This window comes from Streptomyces cahuitamycinicus (assembly GCF_002891435.1).
GTDB lineage: Bacteria > Actinomycetota > Actinomycetes > Streptomycetales > Streptomycetaceae > Streptomyces > Streptomyces cahuitamycinicus.
Map to the genome: position 1 here is coordinate 1 of NZ_POUC01000776.1, position 1,877 is coordinate 1,877.

Consider the following 1,877-nt stretch of genomic DNA (forward strand, 5'->3'; position numbering starts at 1 on the left):
CAGCCAGCCCGGCCCCTCCTCGTCACCCTCCGCCCCGGAGGCCAGCCCCAGCAGTGCGAGCCCGGCGCACACCACCGCCACCGCCGCCCACTCGACGCGGCTCAGCCGCACCTTGAGCAGCCGTGCCGCGACCACGGCCGTCACCGCGAGGCTCGCCGCCAGGGCCGCCCCCACGGCGTAGATCGGCACCGACCGCAGCGCGAGGATCTGCAGCACGAACCCGAGCCCGTCCAGCGCGAGCCCGGCCAGATACCGCCACTGCCGCAGCGCCCGCCACAGCAGGGCCACGTCCCCGCCCGGCCCGGTCGCCGCCGCCGACCGCGCGGCGATCGCCTGCAATACGGTCGCCGTACCGAAGCACACCGCCGCACCGAGGGCGCACACCATTCCAAAGATCACAAATCGACAGTAGGGCAGCCCTCGGGGGCGGGGGGCCATGCGCGGCCGTTCACACCGATCTCTAGGCTGACCGTCTGTCAGTGCACACGGGGAGATGCGGGGAGACACGCACATGGCTGAAACACGGCGGCGGTTGCGTTCGAGCACGGTGGTGCTGGGCGGCATGGGCGTCCTCGCGGCGGCCCTGTCCGCCTGCGGCTCCGACCCCGACCGCCGCTGTGTGGACCGGGACAGCCACGACTACATCAACGGCTACAAGATCGTCGCCGACGAGAACTGCTCGTCCGGCACGTCCTCCGCCGGCAAGGCCCGCAAGAAGACCGGCACGTCCAGGGCCGCCGACGCCGACTGGTACTACGACGCCGACGTCAGCGGCGGCTACGCCGACCACGGCACCTTCAGCCGCAGCGAGGCCGTCGACCGGGGCGGCTTCGGCTGCTCCGGCAGCGGCGGCGGCTGACCGGGCGGAGACAGCAGATGGAACGCCGGACCATGGAGCCCCGCCCCGACTGGCAGCAGACCGTCGAGGAACAGGGCCTGATCTACCCCCTGACCCGCTACCCCGACGACTCCCTGCGCCCCTACTGGGACGAGAGCGCGTACTACGTCTTCTCCCTGGAGGAGATCGAGGCCCTCGAAGAGGTGGTCGAGGACCTCCACCGCATGTGCCTGGCCGCCGCCGGCCACATCGTCGCCGAGGACCGCTTCGCCGACCTGGGCATCACCGACCCCCGCGTCGCCCGGGCGGTCGCCGAGGCCTGGCACCGCCGAGCCGAACTCCCCTCCGTCTACGGCCGCTTCGACCTCCGCTACGACGGCACCGGCCCGGCCAGGCTCCTGGAGTACAACGCCGACACCCCCACCTCACTGGTCGAGGCCGCGTCCCCCCAGTGGTTCTGGATGGAAAACCGTTTCCCCGGCGCCGACCAGTGGAACTCCCTGCACGAGCGCCTCATCGACGCCTGGAAGAAGCAGGCCGCCCTCCTCCCGCCGGGCAGCCCCCTCTACTTCGCGTACTCGTCCGCCGACGAACTCGGCGAGGACATGATGACGGTCGCCTATCTGAAGGAGACCGCCGAGCAGGCCGGCCTCGCCACCGACTGGATCGCCATGGAGGAGATCGGCTGGGACCGCCTCTCCCGCCGCTTCGTCGACAACCGCCTCCGCTTCATCCGCAGCGTCTTCAAGCTCTACCCCTGGGAATGGCTGACCACCGACCGCTTCGCCGACCACGTCCTGGACACCCTCGACAACGGCGGCGGCACCGGCTCCACCCTGTGGATCGAGCCGGCCTGGAAGATGCTCCTCAGCAACAAGGCACTCCTCGCGATCCTCTGGGAGCTGTATCCCGGCCACCCGAACCTCCTCCCGGCCTACCTGGACGGCCCCCGCGACCTGCCGTCCGAGGGCTGGGTCGCCAAGCCCCTCCTGGGCCGCGAGGGCGCGGGCGTCACGATCCACGAGCCCGGATCCCCTCC

Annotated in this window: 2 protein-coding genes and 1 pseudogene; 2 read left to right on the plus strand and 1 reads right to left on the minus strand. The window is 71.5% G+C overall.

Annotated features, from left to right (window positions below; translation table 11 throughout):
- A pseudogene (locus C1J00_RS42700) lies at positions 1-387 on the minus strand (hypothetical protein); the annotation flags it as partial.
- A 124-nt stretch (positions 388-511) separates the two neighbouring features.
- Between C1J00_RS42700 and C1J00_RS42705 the strand changes: the two are divergent.
- On the plus strand, positions 512-859 hold the full coding sequence (locus C1J00_RS42705) for a hypothetical protein (RefSeq protein ID WP_102914155.1): 348 nt from the start codon (positions 512-514) through the stop codon (positions 857-859).
- A gap of 17 nt (positions 860-876) precedes the next feature.
- Positions 877-1,877: glutathionylspermidine synthase family protein (locus C1J00_RS42710; protein WP_102914156.1), on the plus strand; the 1,001-nt coding region annotated here is incomplete at its 3' end.

Bases quoted from the DNA above. Each gene is read 5' to 3' on its own strand.
- C1J00_RS42705 (WP_102914155.1), top strand. From the start codon at position 512: ATGGCTGAAACACGGCGGCGGTTGCGTTCGAGCACGGTGGTGCTGGGC.